This is a genomic window from Butyricimonas sp. DFI.6.44, from assembly GCF_022132345.1.
GTDB lineage: Bacteria > Bacteroidota > Bacteroidia > Bacteroidales > Marinifilaceae > Butyricimonas > Butyricimonas muris.
In genome coordinates, this window is record NZ_JAKNJD010000001.1 from 528,266 (window position 1) to 549,899 (window position 21,634).

Sequence of the window (21,634 nt, forward strand, 5' to 3'; positions counted from 1 at the left end):
TACAAAACAACACCTTTTTGAGTTATGTATTACTGTTAAAACAAGAAATTCGAAGAATTTTCAGCCACATAATTTATACAAGCCACACGACCGTTCCCCTCAAATGTAGGCTTGCTTAATGGTTTTAAATTATCAGCATCAAATTCATGTAGCCACACTTTATATTTTCCTTCCTCATAAGTAGCGATAGCAAAATAATCTATCTCGGAACCATAATCATCTGACATGAAATTCGGATAAACAACATGCTGCATACAAGTTACTTTTTCACCTGCCGGAAGATCCAAAATAACCTCTTCATGCTGAGAATCTATGATATACTTGTACAATTTCTGATTCTTTACAAAATAAATAACCCCGTAGTTTGCATTTACAGCTCGCATTTCTGCCGTTACTATACCAAGTGTCGATGGAATCGTATCCACTTTTTTTATACAATTGGAATTGTCAAAGCCATTTAAGGAAAATTTTAACATCATACAAGTATCCGGTTCTGAATGCTTTTTCATTAAAGCATAAGCAAAAAAACTATTTGATTGTATTCTATGGCTAACAGCACTTCCCCATAACATGTCAGCATTCATATTATTACAACTTGCCGGAGCCGTCGAGGATTCTACGTAACGATTGATATTATTAAACCCAACATATACAAATGATTTACTCAAATCATCAAAATAGGTCGGCCCTTGCAAACCTTTCAACCCTTTAGAAAGGCTATAATTCCCATATAAACGATAGAATAATGCAGCATTACGTGTCGACATACTATAAACCATATTATCATTTACCAATTTCACGCTAACACCATCATTCTCAATGCAAATATCTTGAAAATTCTTTACCTCAGGAGATTCAAAAAACAGAGATTCAAAAGGAAGTCTAATATTTCCACTACTAACTTCCATTACAGCTACCTCTTCTTTAGCGACCGGTATCAATACATCTATATAATTATACTCGCCTCCGGTAGCCAGATCCGAGTATTGGGACGAAAAAATACTTCTTACGGCTTCCCCCTTCAACTTCTTTCCATCATTATAAAAAGCAATCCAGTTATCAATACGTCCTCCGTCATAAATAAAATCATAATCCGTGTACTTTTCGGTAGTACCCTCATCTTTCAACAAATACCACCCGATAGAATTAATAGTTACAACATCCAACGTACTTCTGTACATCGTTGTCACCCCCGCCTTCTTATCTTTCACGTTGAATACCAAGTAATAAGAACCCGGTTTTTCCATTATTTCATAACGAAGGTCTTTTGAGTGTCCTATTGTATCCGGCCGATAAATGATTCCGTCTTTTCGGACGGAAGTCCAAAGTTCCCAAACATATTCCACGTCTGCTTCCGTTGTCACGGTTGGTGTAATGGATAAAATATCCTGATGTGATACTCTCGTGTATTTTTCATCGATACCCTCAATGATAACATTATCCAACTCGGTATAATCATATTTGTTATCATCCTCGAAACAAGCCACTAGGAACAAGCTCATTAGGAATAGCCAAACTATATTTATATTTTTCATCATCACCTTATTTAAACGTTATTAATTTACTTGACAAATCCTCTTCGATCTCTCTCATAGGCGCCGTTCCGCTAGCGATATTCGTAGGAGCATTATTGTATTTATCCAATGCTGTTTTAAACTTTGCTTTATAATAATTCTGAGCTCCAGCAACGCTATTTACTTTCGTGTTCCACCATTCGTCGTCAATTCTTTCTCCCGAAACCTCAATCATGAATTCGTGTTTCCGGGTACTGTAATCACCAAACGCTAAAAACCCGCCAGCAAAAGGGTTCGTTCCCCAAAAATTCGGTTTTATTAATTTGTCCGCACAAGTAAAAGCATACTCCACATCTTCCTTCACCCCTCCGATTTTAAACTCATCGTTCTCACACAATTGCACCGTCAAATAATGTTCGTTTTCTTTCAACGACGGATCTCTCAAAAAAATAACAGGAATAAGGGCACTCACCTTATTAGCGGGAATCACCATCAATCTCTTGGCCTCTTCGCTATCAAAAGCTACAAAATGTTTACCCGCAATAGCATTGTAAGGATTTTCCGTAACAACAGAATCCACTTTCATCCCATTTTCCACGGTATACTCTATGTCGTATACCGTAACTTGCTTAAAAGTCACTGCACGATCGTAATCTCTCGGACCTCCCATGGTTTCCACGTACACGTAAAGAGTATCCCTCGTCACGTCATCCGTATCGTAATAAAACGTCGTCGAGGAAGCCCTCGTGTACCCTCCCAAATAAACTCTGGACTCATCACTATAAAGTTTCAAATCCGCCTCACTACAACCGATCATAGATAAAAGTAACAACGTCAATATATATATACTTCTCATATCCATCAAATTACTTATTGTTATACACTATTTCTCTTTCGGGCAGAGGAGCCACGTAAACCTCAGGTTTCAGCGTGACGTAATCAAGAGATTGAGTTGCCCCTGTCCTTTTATAAAAGAAAAACATTTGCCCCTCGGCATAAAATTCTTTATTAAACTCCTTCTTCAATTTGTTCACCCGGTCAGATGCCAAATCAACACCACTACTCACTCCTCTCGCGGACGCGTACTCTTTATACAAGCTATTTGCTTCCGCCACCGAAGAAGTTGCTTCCATCACGATAAAATACATCTCCGTCAAACGAATCAGAGGAATCTCGCGTTTCGCATCCCGATCCGGCTGATAATACTTTTTGCAAATATAGATATCCGATCCGTTTTTCGTTACGCTCTGCCATTGTTTGTTACGACGGATATCTGTAGTACTCTCGTTCGTCGGGAACACGTAATACGTGAATTTCCACTCCATGTATTTCCCATTCCCGGTCAAATCAAAAACATCAGTTGCCTTTGTATCAAGATTATACACGCTCAACCCCACGATATCTTCCGAGGTACAGGCCAAATCTCCCGATTCCATTGTCACCCCGTCCGCCAGAGTCCACATCTTTTTACCGGCAGCATCCTTTGCCCCAATTACCTTATTTGCGTAAAGAGCTGCATTTGTCATATCCTGAGTCCAGAAATACAACCTGGCTTTCAAAGCTAATATCGCGTAATAGTTCATACGCACATGGCGGTCAGTCCAATAATCATCCTCCACGTCACATGTTGTTTCATCTTTCAATTCGTCTATCGAGTATTTCAATATCGGATCTACCTTGCCTAGTAAATCTTCCGCTTCGTTCAAATCTTCAAACAATAATTGCACGAATTGCCCGTAAGTAGAATAATCATGTATTTCATTAGTTACGGTCTTCACGTAAGGCAATATCTTATTTCCTGAAATCTCGCCTGCAGGCATAGGACCGAAAAGACGCAACACATCCAAATGACAAAATGCACGTATCGCCAGAGCCTCTCCCCTGATCAACTCGTAATTCCCTTTCGTGAAAATATCTTTCTTCCCGTCTATCACCTCAAGAATACTATTCACGTCAGCTATCGCTTGGTAATATGTTTTAAAAATATTCGTGAATCTGTCTTTCACCGAACTATTCGTATAACTATATTGCTGGATATAATAATCCGTGTACCCGGCTGTAGTTTCCCAATGTTGCCCCAAGTACTCGATAGCCCCCCACATCATTTCACCACCATAAAGATTATCATTTTTCAAGCGAATATAAGCTCCGGTAAGCACATCCCGGAATCCCTTCTGAGTCTCCAACAAGACATCTTTTTTAATCTGCGTACGGGGATTCACGTCTAACCAATCATTACAACCGGAAAAAACAATTCCCGCGAATACTATTGCTATTATAAATATCTTTTTCATAATCACCTTTTTTAAAACATAACGGACAATGACATGATATACTGTCGGGAAAAAGGATAAGAAAGCCCTCTTTCCTGTTTGATCGTTGACAGATAAAACAACTCTCCGGTTCCCACCGTCGCGTTAATTACCGATACTCCCAAATGACGCATCCACGCCCAATCTCTTAATTCATAAGTCAGATTCATATTCTGGCACCAGAAAGACGTTTCATCCTGAACAAAACGGGAAGAATAATAAGATGGTCTTGTCACGTTCACACCCTTGAAGAATGTTTTATCTCCCGGATTTTGCCAACGGTCTTTAAACACCCGGTCATCCACGTTATATCGCTTGTCCGCATTCTCCACCCGGTCGATCAGAGTCTGGTTATACTGTTGCCCTCCCCACCGGAAACCGAAAGACATATTCAGTGAAAGATCCTTGTAGCGTACCATCGTGCTCAAGTTTCCTCTATATTTCGGTTGGGCGACACCACATTTCACCCGATCATCCGCACTCCATAGTTTAGTCACCTCCCCGTTCTTTTTCAGATAAATCTCTTCTCCCGAACTCGGATCTATCCCCAAAGAAGGAACAGCATAGATCGCATTTTGCGAATCACCTTCCCGCAATATCCGATTGGGATTGGAGCCGCTTGTCCGGGCTAATTTCTCATTCGCAGCCTTCATCGCTTCCGACAACTTCGTGATCTTATCTTTGTTGTGAGCGATATTACCTGTGACAGACCACATCAACCTCTTCTCCGTATCTCGTAACAACCACACGCTCGCTTTCAATTCAAATCCCGAATTCTCGACAGACCCGATATTCTCGGTATAACTGTCGAAACCATTCGAATAAGGTAATTCCAAAGAGGATAACAGGCTTGAAGTCTTCTCTAAATAAACATCCAAATCAAGACTCACACGACTGTTCAGAAACTCTCCTTCAAACCCCACGTTATATTTGTCCACGGTTTGCCATTCCAGATTCTTGTTTCCCAATGCCATTTGGTAAGCTCCCATCCATATATTGTAACGATCCCCCACGTAGTAGGAATAAGTTTCCATCGCTTGGTAAGAACTGAACTGTTGACTTCCGGAAACTCCATAAGAAGCTCTCAATTTTAATCTGTTGATATAAATATTATTTCGGAAAAACTCTTCATTGTGCACGTTCCATCCCAATCCCACGGAATAGAAAGGTGCAAAACGTTTTGACGAGCCGAATTGAGAAGAACCATCCGTCCGGATATTGAAATCCATAAAATAACGATTATCGTAAGAATAATTCACGTTTCCCACTAAACCGACTCTTCTGGATTTAGATTCGGAACCTGAAGGTTTAGCCTCTTTCTCGTATTGAAGCCCCATGGACAAAAAGTCGATAGACTCGTCCGCAAACCCTTCCACTTTAAAAGTATATGAACGTCCCGTCGACTCGCTCATTTCAGCATTCACTCCGGCATAAACCAAATGTTTCCCGCCAAACAACTTCCTGTAATTTGCCGTGAAACTGGCCTCGTACCTGTAATCCTTTCCTGTACCATACTGGTAACTTCCTTTCCGTGCAACATCTTCCCCGGTATAAGAAACGAAACTGGAATGTGTCGACGGTCTAAATACATCCGACTCGTTCATTTGTCCGGAAATACCGACACGCCCCCTAAATGTTAATTCTGGAATCGGAGTCCATTCTATCGAGAAATTATTCGTGATATTCGTATAATTGCTCTTATCATATGTCTTCAATGTCGCATCATACAATGGATTAGGTACCCCCTTCTCGCTATCGACACCTGACGAATTAGCCCAATATCCCCAATTATAAGGGGCAAAATATCGCCGCACATTTCCTTCTTGATCATAAGGCTCCCAATACGGATTCAATTTCACGTAATCGGAAAACGCCCCATAAGGCGATTCACTCGCTTTATTCAAACCGATTGACAAGCGATTGCTGAATATCAAATGTTGATGTTTATATGACAAATTGATCTCTCCGTTAAAATTCTCCCGCTTGGAATCTTTCATTACCCCTTCGGTCAAATTATACTGTAAGGAGAGCGAATACCTGAAACTGGCATCTCCGCCTTCTACTCTTAAGTTATGACGATGTCCCACGCCCGTGCGTAAAGGTATCGACAGCCAATCCGTGTCTACCCCTTTTTCCACTTGAGCGAGTACGGCATTATGATATTCCTGAAATCTGATCTCCCAATCCGGTCCCAAAGTCGTGGTATGATAATATCCGGACATCTCCTCCAAACGCAACTTATCCCGTGAATTCAACACGTGATAATCACTCAGGTCTGGTGTTTCGATATTCATCTCCCCCTTGTAATAAAATCTCAATTTACCGGGTTCCGGCTCTCTTGTGGTAATCACGATGACACCATTCGCTCCGCGTGAGCCGTAAAGCGCAGTGGCCGAACCGTCCTTCAGAATCGTGATGGAAGCAACCTCGTTATCGTCCAAATCCATCATCCGTTGCAACGTGGTTTCAAACCCATCCAGAATAATCAACGGCGTGTTCAGATCCGCACTCGTGTTATCCTGCAACTCTCCCACGTTCGGCAAACTGGCGGCACCCCGGATCTGTACTTCCGGCAATCGGTTCGGGTTAGAACCCAAGTCATTATTCGCTATCAGGTTAAATGCCGGATCAATATTTGCCAATGAAGCAATCAGGTTACGCCCCTTGAAGTTTTTCAACTCCTGAGCCGTCACCACCCGCACGGCACCCGTATAACTCTCCCTGTTTTTCTTGAAAATACCGGTGACTACCACATCCTGCAAGGTTTCTGCCTGCTCCTGCAAGATCACGTTAATCGTGTCCAGTCCCGTGTATTTCACCTCTTGAGTTTCCATTCCGATAAACGAAAATATTAAAGCCATATTCTCCATCACGGGTAATGTCAATGCATACCTACCGTCTACGTCAGTGGCAGTTCCAATCGGAACTCCTTTCACGACCACGGTCACACCGGACAATGGGATCTTGTGTTGATCCGTAACCAGCCCCGTGATACGGACATTTTTCTGTCTTGTATCTTCCATTTTTTTATCCGTGATCACAATCTGTTCACCCACGACTTGAAACGTGTAGGCTGAATTTTCAAATACTCGTTTCAACACGTTTTCAACGGTTTCGTCCGTCACGGAAACGGTAACCTTCCCGATATTCTTCTCTTGAGTATCATTATAGAAGAATTTGTAAGAAGTCTGTTTTTTTATCTCGTTAAACAGCACGGAAAGTGACACCCCTTTCAAATTCAAGGTCACCTTTCGAGGTTGTCCCGCATCGGCAGCCCGAACCGGACTGCAACAAATACCCCCCCATATCAACGTCAGTAAAACCACTCTTTTGAGAAATAATACTGACAACGATAAAAAATGTTGTTTTTTTTTCATAGATTTGTCATGTAAGTTTTAAATGATTATATAAAGCTTAATTTAAAAGGAGTATCCCAAGTGTTGGTCGCACGGATCTCCTTTTTTATTTTTGTAAAATAATACTGTCTTCATTCATTCTGTATTGAATACCCAGATTCACACATATCGTTTCAATAGCCGTTTGAACATCCTCTCGGTCAAATTCTCCGCTAAAAAGCTGAGTGAATGATTTTCCTGTCTCATTAATAATAGCCACACCGTACCAACGCTCCAATTTCCAAACAACATCATCAAACCGCTCGTTATTTATCACGAGTACTCCATCTTTCCATCTTACCATATTAGCAGCATCCACCTTTTTTACTTCCACGTTCCCGCTCTTCGTGTTAAACACGATTTGCTCATCGGGCTTCATAACGACAGAATATTTCCCCGCCAGAACCCTCACTTTTCCTTCCACCAAAGTAGCACTGGCCTCATCCCGATCCCCGTACAGGTTCACTTCAAAAGAAGTTCCCAGTACTTCAGTCACCAACTCCCTCCCCGAAACAACAAATGGACAAGCTGTATCCCGTGTCACTTCAAAATACACGTTTCCCCGTACCTCCACTTCCCGTCTCTCTTTACCGAAACGTATCGGGTAACGCAACGAACTCTCCGAGTTTATCCAAACCTTTGTCCCGTCCGACAACCGAAGAGAGAAACGCTCTCCCGCAGGGACAATAATTTCATTGTATGCCAATTCAAAATCCCCAGCCCCCGCCAATGAATCATTCAGTTCATAAGCAATCTCCCGGTTGTTGATCTTACTTATCTTGATATCATCTTTCATTCCGTCGGACAAAGCCAAAGAATCGGAAAGAACATTTACTTTCCTGCCATCGGAAAGAGTCAACAATATTCCTTTGCTATAAATAATTTCCTTCCCCTCGGGGACAATTTGTTTTTCCGGTTCATACAAACGCAGCAAAGCAAAAACACCAATCATCACCACGGCTACAGCCGAGATCATTCTCCATACACGCTTCATGCTATGTTTCGGACTTAAAGACCGATGCATAAACCGTCGATAATCTTCCAGTCCCACCTCAACCATTTCCCGGTCTGCATGTCTTCCAGAGGAAAGATTCCACACTTTTCTAAACTTCTCGAAATAAAGTCGATTCCGCTCATCCTTCATCCATTCTGAAAAATATACAATTTCCTCTTGTTCTGCCTGATGCGACAAAACACGAATCAGTAATTCATCTATATTGAAAGTTTCTGTTTCCATCTTTCCTGCCTTTTATACACTAAAGACAGACAAAACATGTTTTACCCCCAATGAGAAACCGAAAAAAACAAAATAATCTGCAGCAACCAATCCAATTCCTCACGCAACTTACTCAAAGCTATCGTCATATGCCGTTCTACCGTTTTCTCGGAAATATTCAATTTTTCAGCAATCTCCCTATTTTTCAACCCCTCTACCTTACTTAAAACAAATACCTCTCTACACTTTTCCGGCAACAAAGCTATTGCCTCGTCCAACGCTTTGGCTACATCAGCCTGCCACAATTCCATTTCAGCCTCCGGCGATTGAATAACATTAGAAAAATAAAGGTCTTCCAATTGTTCCCGCTCATACTTTTGAATATTCTTTTTATGAGCCAGAGTATTCAAACATGCGTGATAAACCGATTTAAAAAGATATGCTTTTACAGAAAGAGAAATATTCAGTACTTCACGCCCTTCCCATATTTTATAATACATTTGTTGGACAACATCCCGGGCGGTTTCCAAATCATTTAATAAACGGTCGGCATAATTCAACAAAGAATCATAGTATGTGGTATAGATATACTCGAAAGCTGATATCTTGCCACATTTCAATACTTCTAATAATTCTTTATCATCTGAATAATCCACGAGCATCAACATTAATAACCATGCAAATATAATGTTACTAATCTAATTTACACGTCTATTGTTCGACAAAGTTATCTATATTCTTTCAAAATAAAGAAGCGGAACCATGACAGGATTCCGCTTCTTACACACAATTAAAACAATCACACACTAAAATATCATTTTTTCTTCCGTGTCGGTTTCTGTGCCAGATTCTTCGGACGCATACTGTATTCTTTGGCTCCGACTTCCGGTTTATCCATAATAGACGCGGGAAAAACTTTTTCAGCTCCCGGGGTCTTACGAATCAGACGTTCCAGCAATGCCGCGTACTCTTGATGGATGTACGGATCCTGTCGGTTGTCGCTATTATAAGCGATATACTGCAAATAAGAGGCACACCTGCTCAACCACTCCACCGGGGTTTCCGGGTCCCAATAACTGCCGCGCACGGTAAACCGGAACTGTTCGATAAAATCCTGCTGGTTAATGGAGGTATCCGCCATAGCACGCCGAATCAACACATCAGCCTTATCATACTCTTTATTTCTTACCAAAGCATTGATTTGTACCAGATACTTGTTCAAATCTTTACCCTTAAATTCCGGCAACCGATTTAATTCCTCCAAAGAAGCATTCCGGGTTTCCATGTACAACTTGTTGTCTACTATATCCTTTCCCAATACGCTTACGAACTTGTCATACCCCTGTACAACTTCTTGAAAATAAGGATTATTCACCCCCGTGATATTGGCTTTAAATATCTTCCAAACGTCCGGTTCCGTCAACTTCGCCCCCTTCTTCATCAGCATATCAAATGCTTTCTGCACGTTCTCCCGTTCATAGATAGAAGCATTGTAATTGATATAATTCTTTAGAAATTCCCGGTCATCACGTCCTTTAGCAAATTCCTCAGTCAAATAACCGGAACGCAATTCCGGTACCAAAGCACTTTTTCCCGTGGCAAGAAACTGCTCGGCAGACTGACGGGATTTACTCCGGTGTACCACCTCCTCGCTTGCCGGATCAACAAACACGTAAGTCGGGTAAGAATTAACGCTATAGCGTTTGGCAAGTTCCACTCCCTCCCCGTTCTCGGCATCAATCTTCATGTTCACGAACTTCGTGTTATAAAAATCCCCGATAAAGGGGAGAGTGAACACACTCTCCGCCATATTTAAACAAGGACCACACCATTGAGTGTAGAAATCCACGAATATCAATTTGTTCTCCGCTTTAGCTTTCTCTATTCCCTCTTTCCATGTTCCATGATAAAACTGAATACCATAGTTCGGTTCCGTTTGGGCAGAGACATTCATACTTAATAAAAGAAGTACTATATACACGATATGTTTCATAATCTTTATTTTTAATATCCGGGATTTTGTTCACAAATAGAATTTGCATTAATCTCTCCGGTAGGGATATTATAAATCTTTCTGGTTTCCAACTTTTGCATGAAAGCCTCCACGAAACTAGCTGTATTATTTTCCTCGTCTTTCTCTTGTTCATCTTCCAACTGCTCAGCCAAACTTTGATTCATTTCCAACAAACGATCAAAACGTTGCACGGCAAACCATTCATGCCAATTCTCGAAAGCCATTTCGATCCACCACTCTTTGAATATTTCATCCATTAACTCGTCACGAGTTGCCGGCTCTGTTAAATTCGTACTTCCCACACGCCCGCGTAATTCTTTGATCGGAGCCCAAGCATCAGCAATAGAACTATTACTACGAGCCAACGCCTCTGCCTTAATCAAGTACAATTCAGCTGTACGCAAGAATATTACCGGCACACCATCATTCGGACGATAAATTTTTTTTACCGTATTTACATTGTAGGTCACTCCGTTATAAGTAACATTTTTATTTTCAGTAACCAATGTTTTCCGAGGATCCCCTTCAATCAAATTCATATAACTTTCGGTCGGTCCCCACAACCCGGAAGCCCCGGAAGCCTTCTCCATAAGATAAGATACATCGGATGCCTCATCCGTGCTAAATGCCCGGCAGAAAATAACTTCTTTCGACGTTTCCGTATTCGTGAACACATTAGAATAACTTGGGTCTAAAGGATTCACCGACGTGATAGCTTCATCGGCAGCAACGGCCGCTTCACTATATTTCCCTTGGTAAAACAACACAACCGCTTTCAGCGCTTTTGCCGCCTGTACGGATGCCCGAGTGGGAGTCGTGTATGCGGGAGCTTGAGCCAAAGCTATTTCCAAATGATTAAAAATTTCCTCGTAACTTTTAGCTACCGTGGTACGTGCCTTCACGGCATTGGCAACCGATGGTATTTCATCCCGAACAAGTACCCCGTAATTACTGCTTTCATCCCAATATTCGCCAAATTGACGCAATAACCTGAAATAAGCCAGAGCCACTAGAAAATGACACTCTCCGACAATCTCCTCTTTTCTTCCCTTTTCAAATTCACTATCATTAATCCCCTCCAATGATGTCAACAAATAATTGACATTCTTGATTATATTATAATCATCACTCCACTCTCCATCCCCGAAAGAACTATAAGACAAAGTATTCAAATATCTCTCGGAATAATAGATAGCATTCCCCGAGGTAACAAAATCTTGCCGTAACATAGCCCCGGACATAAAACTACCACTTAACGCGGCAAACAAATAATTCGTGCTAGTGGACGGCAAATAGGAATACGCGCCGTTTAAAGCTAATTCTGCCATTTTCGGCGAGGTTATCGCGTTCTCCAGATCCAACTCGTACATCGGATCTTGTTCCAACACGTCTACCAATTGACAATTGGTAAAACCTATTATAATCGAAAATACAATCAGTATTTTTTTCATACTCACAATTTTTAGAAATTAAGTTTAACACCAAAAGAGAATGTACGTGAAGACGGATAATTCCAATTCTCGTAGTTCGCACCATAATTCGAACTTGCCGAACCTATTGTACTGGGGTCTTGTCCCGGGTATTTCGTGATCACGAAAAGATTACTTGCCGTGAAATAAAGCTCTCCGGAATTCAAATACTTACCTCTCCATAACTTCGGAATATCGTAAGATAAACGAAGTTCTTGCAAACGGAGATTGGAAGTGCTAAACAACGATAAAGACGTATTGGGTGCAACAGCATCACCTATATACATGGCCGGCAATTTTGCATTCCGGTTCTCATCGCTCCAACGATTATGCAAATTGTAATCAACCAACCCGGTCAATTGATTCGGCAAATTCTGTAACGTCTTATTATACAACTTCTCTCCCCCTATTTGGAAACCGAAATGCATGTATAAACTCAGTCGCTTGTAAGTCAGAGTCGAAGTTATACCCCCAATCAAATCTGCCTCCGGAGAACCTATAATCATACGATCTTTATTATCAATATAACCGTTTCCATCCACATCCCGAAGTAACAAATGCCCCGGACGTAAACCGGATCCATTATAGTAAGCCGTGCTACCTTTAGCCTCTGTAGCTTTCGCGTTCAACTTATCTATAGTAGCTTGATTCTGGATAATCCCATCATATTGATAACCGAAGAATGACCCCATCGCATGTCCTTCTGCCAATACTTGGTTTCCGGAACCTTGTACGGTTATACCCATTCCATTATCACTTCCTCCCTGCTCAACCAATTCTAATACCCTATTCCGATTATGAGAGGCATTCAAACCTAATTCCAAACTCCAATCTTTTTTCCCTCGCAATAAATTAGCACGAAGAGATATCTCGATACCCTGATTCCGCACGGAACCCACGTTTGTCGGTATCGGATCCACGGCCAAACTTGAAGGCGGAGTGTAAGTCCAAATCAAATCATCCGTATTCTTGCGATAATATGCGATACTACCGCTCACAAGAGAGCGCAAGATAGAGAAATCAATACCCAAATCATATTGCATCGTGGTTTCCCATTTAATATCATGATTTCCCAACTGGCTATGATATATAGAAGGATTATTCAAATAATCTCCGGTAGAATACAAATCTTTATTCGCGTAACTTCCCCGGTCAAAATTCTGGACGCCCGTTTTACCGACACTAAATTTAATTTTCAAATCATCCAAGAACTTCAGTCCCCTCATAAAACTCTCGTCACTGATACGCCATGCGATAGCTCCCGACGGGAAGAACCCGTAACGATTATTCGTTCCGAAGGAAGAAGAACCGTCATAACGTGCAGTAAACGTGAACAAATACTTATCCAGCAAACGATAATTGATACGGGCAAAAGAAGACTGTAATCCATACACGGTACCACCTCCGCTTTTACTTACAATCTCACTGGCATTCGTGATACCCGTCAAAATCTCATCCATCGGGTAATTTTTAGCTCTCACCCCGAAACTACGTGTTTTAGTACGTTCAAATGAAATACCGACCACGGCATCCAAAGCATGAGCATCATTAATACGCCCGTTCCAAGATAATGTGTTATCAAATACCGTGGTAAACGAACGACTCGTCGATTCCGAACCGGCACCTTTCTCATCCGCAGTCAAATAGGTCGGCGTGTAACTTTCCGAATAAGACATATTCTGGTTTATAGACAAGGAAGTCTTCAATTTCAAGCCCCTCCATATACTTAATTCCAAGAAAGAAGCGGATAAGATACTATAATTATCCTTATAACTTTTGGCATTATTCGATGCTACCGGGTTATAAGAAGTTCCTTCTTTATAATAAGACCCGTCCTCGTTATATATCGGAAAATCGGGACGGAATCCGACAGCCGTGTACAACGAAGTACCCGGAGAACTCACATCCGTGTATCCTAACGTGGTAGACGTTCCGAATTTCAAGAAATCGGTAATATCGTAATCCAGATTGATACGTCCCGTGTAACGGGTAAAATCATCGTGCTCGACCATCCCTTGATAATCCAATACCCCTAAAGAAATATAGTAATTTGAACGTTCTCCCCCGCCTCGAACGGATAAATTCAAATCATGGCGATGAGAAGGACGTTTCAATTCTTTGTACCAATCCGTGTTTCCATCTTTCAATACTGTACTTCCCTCGGCAAGTATACTCTTTGCAGTCGTGTTGGAAGCATCCACTTTTAACGTTTGTTCGGCAATATAGCGCACGAATTCACGAAATTCATCCCCGTTTAACGTGGAAAAATTATTGATCCTCGAATCTACACTAAAAGCATAACTCACATTCAAATCCGGCTTACCGCTTTTACCTCGTTTGGTTGTCACGATAACCACTCCGTTAGCCCCCCGTGAACCGTAAATAGCAGCGGCAGAAGCATCTTTCAACACATCCATCGATTGAATATCCTGCGGAGAAATAGCACTCATCACGTCGGAAGTTACGGGTATACCATCTACCACGTACAACGGTTCATTCTCCCCCGTCAAAGAAGCCTCTCCGCGTACCCTAACCCGAATTTTTTCATTCGGATTAGAAGATGCCAAGGAAACAACTACTCCGGCTGCCGCATTCTGCAACATCGTTTCAACATTCGTCGCATTTTTCTTACTCAATTGTTCCTCGTTCAAAGAAGCCACTTGTCCTGTCAAATCCTTAGAAGCCGTAACTCCATACCCGACAACAACCACTTCGTTCATGCCGACAGCCTCTTCTTCCATCACAATCTTTAAAGGCGCAGGATTAGACATCCCGTTCACTTTCACGATTTGCTTCTTCATACCCACGAAAGAGAACTCTAGTTCCACGTTCTGCGCTTGGGGAACCGTCAATTTAAACTTTCCGTCCATGTCGGTAGCGACTCCCAAGCTCGTTCCCTTTACAACTACTGTCGCCCCGATAACCGGAAGAGAATCCCTGCCGTCTACGACCACCCCCTCGATCGTGATCTCCTTCTTTTCCTGTTGAGCGGGTTCTGGAACGGCCTCGTGTATCACGATAATATCTCCCTCGAATTTATAAGTCAAACCGGTATCAGCCAATATCCTGTTCAACACACTCTCCACCGTTTCCTGTCTGGCTTTCACCGTGAAATGCCCTAAATTCCGGGTCAACTCCACGTTATACACGAAAGACAAATTAGTCTGTTTCTGTATCTCTCCGCACACCGTCCGGATCGACACATCCTTCAAATTCAAATCCACCCTCTCCTGTTGTGCATTCGTGTTCGCGACGAGGGTAAACGAAAACACGCACATCAATAATACTGTCAATCTCATAATCAATCCAGTTTTTTGTCCTCCATCTCGTGAAAAAAAGGACATAATTGATTTTTTTTTCATAACTTTGAGCATTATAAATTTTACTTTATTGATAAGAGATGCTCCAACATCGACTTATCAGGGTTATTAAACACGTACCGGCAAGTGCTCCAACACCTGCCGGTGTTTTTTATTTAGAAATAATAATTGTTCTGTCCTGTACCGAGAACGTGACTCCAATCGCGCTCTCGATAGCTTTCAAAATATTATCTATCTTCTCGTACCGTTTCACGTGACCTGTAAAATGCAATTTCTTCAATTGCTCATTCGCGTAAATAACATCAACATCGTACCACAAGGAAAGCGTATTCATGATCTGCTCCATACTCAGGTTCTCGAACACGAAGAAACCGTTTTTCCACGCGATATAAGGCTCTATATCTACCGTCCTCACGTCAATAGATGCATCTGTCCGACGAAACTCGCCCAACTGCGAAGGCTTCATCCGGTATTCCTGCCCGCCATTCTCCGCCTTCAACCCGATCGCACCCTCCACGAGAACCGTTCGCACGCGCTCCTTGTCATGCGTATTCACGTTAAACGAAGTACCGTATACCCGAATCCGGACTCCGTCCGCGATCACGTAGAAAGGACATTCCGAATCCTTCGCCACTTCAAAAAACGCCTCCCCCGACAAATACACCTCTCTCTTCTCCGAATCAAACATTACAGGGAATTTCAATTGGGTCGCGGAATTCAACTGTACAGTCGAACCGTCCGACAATGTAATTTTATACTCACCTCCCCGGGGAGTCCGAAGCGTGTTATATTGCAAATTCCCCATCCCTTTTCCCCTGCCGGAATACACGATACCGTTACCGGAATTTGTCACGTTCACTCCATCACCGACCGTAATATCACGTGCCGTATCATGTTGTAACGATACTGATTTCCCGTCAGCCAGAATCAACATGGCCTTTGCTTCTCCCGGTAATATATCTGCCACGGTCACGACCTCGGGAGTTTCCTGCCGATTCGTTCTCAACATAACAAAGATCACGCCTAGCGGAAGAAGTAATATAGCGGCATACTTCAGGCACAAGCGAAATATTCTTCTCTTTATACCTACCCGTTTCTCGAAACGCCCGTACGCGGCTTTATGATCCACCTTCTTATGCATTTTATACCTGTATACAATATCTTTTCCGGCACGAACTTTATCAAACATTCGCTTGTTTTCAGGTGCGGCATCCAACCACTCCTGTAACTCCCGCGTCTCCTCGTCCGTTATCACCCCGGACAAATAAAGATGCATCAGTTCAACCATTCTAAATTTACAATCATCCATTCCTTTTATTCTTTTCTACACTTAAAACAACAAGGCACTTAAAAAGAGGTACAAAAAAAATGATTTTTTTTACAGGAACGCCTTTAACAAATAACAAAAAACACCTTATTTGCCTAATTATCAAATCACAATATTAGCAAAAACCTTGGAAAATTAATACCGAAAAATTCAAATCATCCCCAAAGAAAGTAACAAAAAATACGCGGTCCCCAAACGTTCCCGAATAAACTGCATCGCCCGCTTTTTCTGGGTTTTCACGGTCAATACGGATAATTTCAAAAGAAGCGCGATCTCCTCGTTCCCTTTACCCTCCAAGTGCAACAAAAATATATTCCTGCATTTCTCCGGCAACTCGTCTATCGTGTCGAACAACAAGCGGTACAACTCCTCTTCCATAATCTTCAAGTCCGCATCATCCTCGTCCACTTCCCCGCCCAAAGAAGCCAGATACTTTTCCTCCACGCTTTTATGCTTCAAGTGATTCAAGCTCCCGTTTCGCACCGAATTATAAAGAAAACTCCGAAAAGCATTATAGGTTGGATATCGCGTGTCTTTTTCCCACACGGAAACAAATACCTCCTGCACGATATCTTCCGCCACATCTTGTTGTCCCACGTAATTCATAGAAAACTCTACCAGTGTACTATAAAATACACGGAACAATTCCTTGAAAGCCTCCGCCTCCTTGGTATTTATCTGTTGCAAGAATCGTTCTCTTCTATTCTGCATGTATATAACATTTACGAGTTATAACCATACACCCGTTATGCCCATTCCTATAATGTCCTTCACAAAATTATACCTTTTTATTAACAATGCAAATAAAAAAGAACTACTTCCCGATTTTCAATCGCATAAATACTAAATCCCACGGATCGTATCGTTTTCTGTGTATCCTTCTTGAACGAAGATATAGATGCCGGTAATAATCTTTTACAGTTTTCTCTCGCCTAAAACCCAAACATTTAAAATAAGGAACTTGCTCCCCGCTCACTGCTATTCTTAACCAATGAAAACGTTTACAATAACGTTCTAATAAAAAAGTTATTACCCAAACATCAAAACATTTCTTTCGATACTCCTCCAATATAGCAAAATTCATTATCCGGCACTCTTGATTCACGACAACAACCCCTATAGGCACCCCATCAAGTTCAAGTCCAAACATCTCGCAATCCTGCAAATAATACCACCTCTTTTCCAACGAATAATTCCCGCACCTCAAAAACTCATCATATTGGTCCCTACTCGGGTCAATTTCCACCATCTTTAGCGCAGGATTCTCCATTCGCATATATAAAACCGGGCAAGGCTCGTCTTCTTCACCCGCTTCCATTCTCCTTTCAACCACAAACCCTCTTCTCTTATACATTTCCAACGCACGTGTATTTTGCTCAAGAACACACAATGTGTCCGCCCGAAATTCATTCAAAGCGATATCCAACAATTCTCTTCCATACCCCATGCTAAAATAATCCGGATGTACATACAACATATCAATATACCTACCAATTAAAGACACGAACCCAACGATATTCCCATTCTCCTTATCTATGCAAAAATAATGACAAGGACATGATAATGAATTTCTAACCATCGACAAATGACGTTCGATATCTTCTTCTGTATAAAAATCATGTGTCGCACGAACAGATGCCTCAAAAATCTCAAGCATTCGTTCAAACATTTCTTCTTCTGTCATTTCATTGAATTTTTTCATAACCTTCCGTATTAAATTACTACCAACGAGCCGCCTCTTGCCTAAAAGTGCATTATTACAAATTTACTAAATATTTACTAAATAGAAGAAGAAACAAACCTCTTTCCTAACAAAACATATTTTTCCAAATTTTATTCGCTATCTCTAAATAATCTATTAGCCTTACTTAAATAAAAAAACTTATCACCCAAACCCAACCTTTATCGGGGGAACGGATGGAATTTCTTTTGAAGAATTTCTCTCTTCCGACCCGTCCGAATTGTTCAATGTCTGAAATATATTTACCTTTGTCGTGTAAATTGACAAGAGAAGAAAATCATGAAGAAAGCGCTTGTTTTATTATCCGGGGGACTGGATTCGTCAACGGCTTTATATGTCGCGAAAGAGCAGGGATTTGATGAATTGTATGCCATTACTTTCGAGTACGGGCAAAAACACGACAAGGAGATTGAAGCCTCCAAAGCCGTGGCGAAAGCGGCAGGGGTAAAAGAACATAAATTCGTGCAATTGATGCTGAACCAGTGGGACGGTTGTTCCCTCACGGACGAGAAAATGGATATCGGCGACGGGAATATCAACCGTACAACCATTCCCGATACCTACGTCCCGGCACGTAACATGGTATTTCTTTCCGTGGCGGCATCTTACGCCGATGCCTTGGATATTGCCGATATCTTTATCGGCGTCAGTGAGGTGGACTACTCTGGGTACGTGGATTGTCGGGAAGAATTCATCCGTTCCATGGAACAGACCATCAATCTGGGAACAGTTCTCGGGGCAGAAAAAAAACAAAAAATCACCCTCCACGCGCCTTTCATGCACATAACCAAAGCCGATGAGGTTCGCTGGGGCACCCGTCTTGGAGTAGACTACGGTCTTACATGGACTTGCTACCGGGGCGGCGAAAAACCATGCGGCAAATGCGACAGTTGCCTCCTCCGTGCCAAAGCATTCGAGGAAGCAGGGATAAAAGACCCGCTTACAATTGGAAATTGAAAATGAAAGGATTCCCGAAGACGATAACTATTCCATCTCCTCCTCTGTTTATAGAGGAGGTGCCCGAAGGGCGGAGGAGTTCAATCTAAAATCTAAAATCATTAAATCTAAAATCATTACATGCTTATCAGAAAGTTATTCAAATTCGAGGGAGCGCACATTGTTCGGAACTGTTCATCACATCGGTGTCGGGAGAATATTCACGGGCATTCGTATATCGTGGAAGTATTTATCACGTCCGATAAGTTGGACAGAGGCTATATGGTAATGGACTTCGTGCTGCTCGACAAGGTAAAAGAACTCGTGGACAGTTTCGACCATACCTATTCACTGTGGCGGGAAGAATCCGAAGAACTGAAATCATTCGTGTACAAATACAACCGCCGGGTAGCGGAAATTCCCGTTTCGCCGTCAGCCGAAGGGTACGCTTTGCTTTTATTCTATTTGATAGACAAGATTCTCCAGAACACGGCACACGAGAATGGCGAGGGCAACGTGCAACTCTCTTCCGTTCGGGTACACGAAACGGCAACCGGATACGCCGAAGCCTTCCGCGAGGACATGAAATTAGTCGATTTTGACATTCACGACATACGCTTCTCCGAGGCTATTCGGGAAGAGTGGAAAAATGATGCATGGTGGAAACAATTAGTAAAATGAATCTGCATCTTGCCAAAGACGGTATATTCCCCGTCACGAGAGATAAAGAAGGTGAATTATTGAAAGAATTGCCTGCTTCGGGATTACTTGTACCCGGCACCATTCAAGGCGAGGGAAAATTAAACGGCATCCCCTCTCTTTTCGTACGCTTGGCAGGTTGCAATCTTCATTGCACGTGGCGCACGCCCGCGGGTGGCACGTGTGAATGTGACACGGCTTACGCGGCGTATCGTGTCGAGAACGGATTCACTTTAGCGATAGAAGAAGCCGTACGCATCATTGGTCATAACCGGGGAAACATCGACCATATCGTAATCACGGGCGGCGAACCATTCCTGCAAGCGGAAGCTGTCGGAGAGTTATGCCGTCAACTAAAGTCCGTGACTCCATTCCATATTACCGTGGAAACGAACGCCACGATTTTTGACGAAGCCTGTGCCCGTGAACTCGATTTCTTTAGCATGTCGCCCAAATTATCCGGCTCTGTCCCTCCTCCCCCTCACGCCGAACGACATAACACGATACGCCTAAACCCGGAAGCGATACAATCTTTTATCACGCACGCCCGAAAACACGGGAAAGACTTCCAACTTAAATTCGTTTACTCCAACGAGTCCGACATCACGGAAATCAAACAATTGCTTGCCCGGCTAAAAGACTGGAAAAAAGAAGACATACTGCTTATGCCCATGGGTGCCACTCCCGAAGAACTAAAACTAACCATCCCAAAAACATTGGAACATTGCATCCGGAATGGCTGGCGCTACTGCGACCGATTACATATCTCTCTTTTCGGGAACAAACAAGGAGTTTGAAAATAACCATTTCCTATGGAGAACCCACTGTAATCCTACCCAAATAATACCGTAATCATACCCCTCCTTCGTTCTTCCTCCGTTTATCCTGTGGAGATCCTATTATCTCCATTATAGAATCACGGGACTTAAAACAGAACAGCACCGCCCCTATGTACTTATTACCCTAGGTCTTCGATAGGATTACATAGGGTTCTCTATAGGAACACGTCCTGTATCATAAATACCCAAATACAAGACACCCTTGAAAAAGACTATTTTAAATGCTTTTTCAAGGGTGTGATAGTAGACATTAATCATCCTATTGAATAGCCTTAGCGTATTCTTGATCATCCATCAAAGTTCCCAACTGATCTCTTTTTAATTCACATTTATAAACCCATACTTGATTAGGTGCCATTTGCGAAGGATTTTCAATATGCGGGTTTATACCTATCACTTTACCATCACAAGGTGCTCGAAGTTCGTGATTTCCAGCAATACCCTCTATTTCAGCCAATAAATCCCCTTTTACAAAAGTTTCATCCACCATTTTTACAGGAGAAATAAAAGTAACACTATTTCCCATTGCCTCTACAAGAAAATATGACATTCCTACTTGAATATGCCCACTTCCATTCTTTAACCAATGATGATCTTTCGTGTAACAATTTCCACCTTTGGAAAGTTGGTTATAATAAGGCTGATCCACTGCTTGCACCGGAAGCGAAGGAACATCTCTTCTATTGGTATCGATCTCGTTGCTTCCGGTAGAAACAAAAATAGTCAGAATCAATATCTGAACAAGCAATAACATTCTTTTCATGCACCTATTTTTTAATTAATATTAATATACCGCATTTACACGTGCGTAGCAAAGTTAAGAATTGTATTTAATATCCAATGTCTATCACT

At 42.0% G+C, this 21,634-nt stretch carries 16 protein-coding genes; 3 read left to right on the forward strand and 13 right to left on the reverse strand.

What is annotated here, in order from left to right:
- Window positions 1-35: 35 nt before the first annotated feature.
- The 12 genes from L0M98_RS02335 to L0M98_RS02390 all read right to left on the reverse strand — a co-directional run bounded on the left by L0M98_RS02335 (window position 36) and on the right by L0M98_RS02390 (window position 18,269).
- Window positions 36-1,538 (reverse strand): PKD-like family lipoprotein, encoded by a 1,503-nt coding sequence (locus L0M98_RS02335; protein ID WP_227214804.1) that lies wholly within the window; start codon window positions 1,536-1,538, stop codon window positions 36-38.
- Between the two features lie 4 nt (window positions 1,539-1,542).
- Complete coding sequence (locus L0M98_RS02340) at window positions 1,543-2,370, reverse strand: DUF4843 domain-containing protein (RefSeq protein WP_227214805.1); 828 nt, start codon at window positions 2,368-2,370, stop codon at window positions 1,543-1,545.
- Window positions 2,371-2,380: 10 nt separating this feature from the next.
- The gene (locus L0M98_RS02345) at window positions 2,381-3,808 is read right to left on the reverse strand and encodes a RagB/SusD family nutrient uptake outer membrane protein (protein WP_227214807.1); all 1,428 of its coding nucleotides are present in this window, start codon (window positions 3,806-3,808) and stop codon (window positions 2,381-2,383) included.
- Window positions 3,809-3,819: 11 nt separating this feature from the next.
- Window positions 3,820-7,203, reverse strand: a complete 3,384-nt coding sequence (locus L0M98_RS02350; RefSeq protein WP_227214808.1) for a SusC/RagA family TonB-linked outer membrane protein — start codon at window positions 7,201-7,203, stop codon at window positions 3,820-3,822.
- 85 nt (window positions 7,204-7,288) lie between these two features.
- The gene (locus L0M98_RS02355; RefSeq protein WP_227214810.1) at window positions 7,289-8,458 is read right to left on the reverse strand and encodes a FecR family protein; all 1,170 of its coding nucleotides are present in this window, start codon (window positions 8,456-8,458) and stop codon (window positions 7,289-7,291) included.
- Between the two features lie 41 nt (window positions 8,459-8,499).
- A complete protein-coding gene (locus L0M98_RS02360) occupies window positions 8,500-9,099 on the reverse strand; it encodes an RNA polymerase sigma-70 factor (protein WP_227214985.1) in 600 nt (199 codons plus the stop codon).
- Between the two features lie 152 nt (window positions 9,100-9,251).
- On the reverse strand, window positions 9,252-10,430 hold the full coding sequence (locus L0M98_RS02365; protein ID WP_227214811.1) for a thioredoxin family protein: 1,179 nt from the start codon (window positions 10,428-10,430) through the stop codon (window positions 9,252-9,254).
- An 11-nt stretch (window positions 10,431-10,441) separates the two neighbouring features.
- A complete protein-coding gene (locus tag L0M98_RS02370) occupies window positions 10,442-11,902 on the reverse strand; it encodes a RagB/SusD family nutrient uptake outer membrane protein (protein ID WP_186975583.1) in 1,461 nt (486 codons plus the stop codon).
- An 11-nt stretch (window positions 11,903-11,913) separates the two neighbouring features.
- Window positions 11,914-15,219: a TonB-dependent receptor gene (locus L0M98_RS02375; RefSeq protein ID WP_227214812.1), complete on the reverse strand. Its 3,306-nt coding sequence runs from the start codon at window positions 15,217-15,219 to the stop codon at window positions 11,914-11,916.
- A 172-nt stretch (window positions 15,220-15,391) separates the two neighbouring features.
- The gene (locus tag L0M98_RS02380) at window positions 15,392-16,549 is read right to left on the reverse strand and encodes a FecR domain-containing protein (protein ID WP_227214814.1); all 1,158 of its coding nucleotides are present in this window, start codon (window positions 16,547-16,549) and stop codon (window positions 15,392-15,394) included.
- A gap of 168 nt (window positions 16,550-16,717) precedes the next feature.
- A complete protein-coding gene (locus L0M98_RS02385) occupies window positions 16,718-17,278 on the reverse strand; it encodes an RNA polymerase sigma-70 factor (protein WP_227214816.1) in 561 nt (186 codons plus the stop codon).
- A gap of 103 nt (window positions 17,279-17,381) precedes the next feature.
- The gene (locus tag L0M98_RS02390; protein ID WP_186975587.1) at window positions 17,382-18,269 is read right to left on the reverse strand and encodes a GNAT family N-acetyltransferase; all 888 of its coding nucleotides are present in this window, start codon (window positions 18,267-18,269) and stop codon (window positions 17,382-17,384) included.
- A 318-nt stretch (window positions 18,270-18,587) separates the two neighbouring features.
- Here L0M98_RS02390 and queC point away from each other — a divergent pair, with 318 nt between their 5' ends.
- The 3 genes from queC (at window position 18,588) to L0M98_RS02405 (ending at window position 20,740) form a co-directional block, all read left to right on the forward strand.
- Window positions 18,588-19,265: a 7-cyano-7-deazaguanine synthase QueC gene (queC, locus tag L0M98_RS02395; RefSeq protein WP_227214817.1), complete on the forward strand. Its 678-nt coding sequence runs from the start codon at window positions 18,588-18,590 to the stop codon at window positions 19,263-19,265.
- Window positions 19,266-19,385: 120 nt separating this feature from the next.
- The gene (locus L0M98_RS02400; protein ID WP_186975589.1) at window positions 19,386-19,925 is read left to right on the forward strand and encodes a 6-pyruvoyl trahydropterin synthase family protein; all 540 of its coding nucleotides are present in this window, start codon (window positions 19,386-19,388) and stop codon (window positions 19,923-19,925) included.
- Window positions 19,901-20,740: a 7-carboxy-7-deazaguanine synthase QueE gene (locus L0M98_RS02405; RefSeq protein ID WP_227214818.1), complete on the forward strand. Its 840-nt coding sequence runs from the start codon at window positions 19,901-19,903 to the stop codon at window positions 20,738-20,740. The genes L0M98_RS02400 and L0M98_RS02405 overlap by 25 nt, the downstream gene beginning before the upstream one ends.
- A 301-nt stretch (window positions 20,741-21,041) precedes the next feature.
- On the opposite strand, the gene L0M98_RS02410 is transcribed toward L0M98_RS02405, so the two are convergent.
- Window positions 21,042-21,545, reverse strand: coding sequence for a hypothetical protein (locus L0M98_RS02410; RefSeq protein WP_186975590.1), 504 nt, complete (start codon window positions 21,543-21,545; stop codon window positions 21,042-21,044).
- Window positions 21,546-21,634: the final 89 nt, after the last annotated feature.

Bases quoted from the DNA above. Each gene is read 5' to 3' on its own strand.
- L0M98_RS02335 (WP_227214804.1), bottom strand. From the start codon at position 1,538: ATGATGAAAAATATAAATATAGTTTGGCTATTCCTAATGAGCTTGTTC.
- L0M98_RS02340 (WP_227214805.1), bottom strand. From the start codon at position 2,370: ATGAGAAGTATATATATATTGACGTTGTTACTTTTATCTATGATCGGT.
- L0M98_RS02345 (WP_227214807.1), bottom strand. From the start codon at position 3,808: ATGAAAAAGATATTTATAATAGCAATAGTATTCGCGGGAATTGTTTTT.
- L0M98_RS02350 (WP_227214808.1), bottom strand. From the start codon at position 7,203: ATGAAAAAAAAACAACATTTTTTATCGTTGTCAGTATTATTTCTCAAA.
- L0M98_RS02355 (WP_227214810.1), bottom strand. From the start codon at position 8,458: ATGGAAACAGAAACTTTCAATATAGATGAATTACTGATTCGTGTTTTG.
- L0M98_RS02360 (WP_227214985.1), bottom strand. From the start codon at position 9,099: ATGCTCGTGGATTATTCAGATGATAAAGAATTATTAGAAGTATTGAAA.
- L0M98_RS02365 (WP_227214811.1), bottom strand. From the start codon at position 10,430: ATGAAACATATCGTGTATATAGTACTTCTTTTATTAAGTATGAATGTC.
- L0M98_RS02370 (WP_186975583.1), bottom strand. From the start codon at position 11,902: ATGAAAAAAATACTGATTGTATTTTCGATTATAATAGGTTTTACCAAT.
- L0M98_RS02375 (WP_227214812.1), bottom strand. From the start codon at position 15,219: ATGAGATTGACAGTATTATTGATGTGCGTGTTTTCGTTTACCCTCGTC.
- L0M98_RS02380 (WP_227214814.1), bottom strand. From the start codon at position 16,549: ATGGATGATTGTAAATTTAGAATGGTTGAACTGATGCATCTTTATTTG.
- L0M98_RS02385 (WP_227214816.1), bottom strand. From the start codon at position 17,278: ATGCAGAATAGAAGAGAACGATTCTTGCAACAGATAAATACCAAGGAG.
- L0M98_RS02390 (WP_186975587.1), bottom strand. From the start codon at position 18,269: ATGAAAAAATTCAATGAAATGACAGAAGAAGAAATGTTTGAACGAATG.
- queC (WP_227214817.1), top strand. From the start codon at position 18,588: ATGAAGAAAGCGCTTGTTTTATTATCCGGGGGACTGGATTCGTCAACG.
- L0M98_RS02400 (WP_186975589.1), top strand. From the start codon at position 19,386: ATGCTTATCAGAAAGTTATTCAAATTCGAGGGAGCGCACATTGTTCGG.
- L0M98_RS02405 (WP_227214818.1), top strand. From the start codon at position 19,901: ATGGTGGAAACAATTAGTAAAATGAATCTGCATCTTGCCAAAGACGGT.
- L0M98_RS02410 (WP_186975590.1), bottom strand. From the start codon at position 21,545: ATGAAAAGAATGTTATTGCTTGTTCAGATATTGATTCTGACTATTTTT.